At 30.3% G+C, this 740-nt stretch carries 1 pseudogene; it reads left to right on the plus strand.

The window, feature by feature from the left end:
- A pseudogene (locus tag GMD6S_RS12815) lies at window positions 1-489 on the plus strand (hypothetical protein); the annotation flags it as partial.
- Between the last annotated feature and the right edge of the window lie 251 nt (window positions 490-740).

A 740-nucleotide genomic window follows, 5' to 3' on the forward strand; every position in this document is an offset into this window, starting at 1 on the left:
AAACAAGGCAAGAAACAAGGCAAGAAACAAGGCAAGAAACAAGGCAAGAAACAAGGCAAGAATTATATCTGTCAGTATAATTATATAAAGATTAACAAAGAAGATGCTCAAGATGAAGAATCGATTGCTATTCTTATAAAAATTAGAAATATTGGGTTAGGTCATGCCTTAATTGATAAAATAGAATATATAGAAAAAAATGGATCGGGAGGTAATCATAAATTAAAGGCTGAAGAAAGATTTATGATTGATAAGAAAACCTCAAATAATCTACTATTGAAGTTTGACTCAAGAATTGAAGATATTGAAAAGATTAAAATATTTTTTATTGATATTTTAGAAAATAAATATGTCTATGATTTAAAATTAGAAGGAATCAATGATAAAATGAATTTTGTGAATATTGAGGGTAAAAAATTACATTTATTTAGCCTTACCAAGGCATATTTTGAAAGTTATTTTCCAGAGATAGTAGAAAAAGATAGCTAAAGAACCGTCAAATACCAAGAAATGATGGCGCTGGGTACCGTGCAAGAAATGTATGATTTTTTGATGGAGTTATAGATGGAAAGGGACTGAGATGACCTATCTCGGTCTCTTTTTGACGGATAAATGCTTGATGTGGGAGTGGTTGAGAAGACGGTCTTTTGAGTGATTTACTGATGAAAAGATTGGGGGAATGATTCATTTTTATTCTCTTCTATCACTTTATACGATGTCTGCTTTTAAACCTTATGTAG

This window comes from Streptococcus sp. GMD6S, assembly GCF_000297015.1.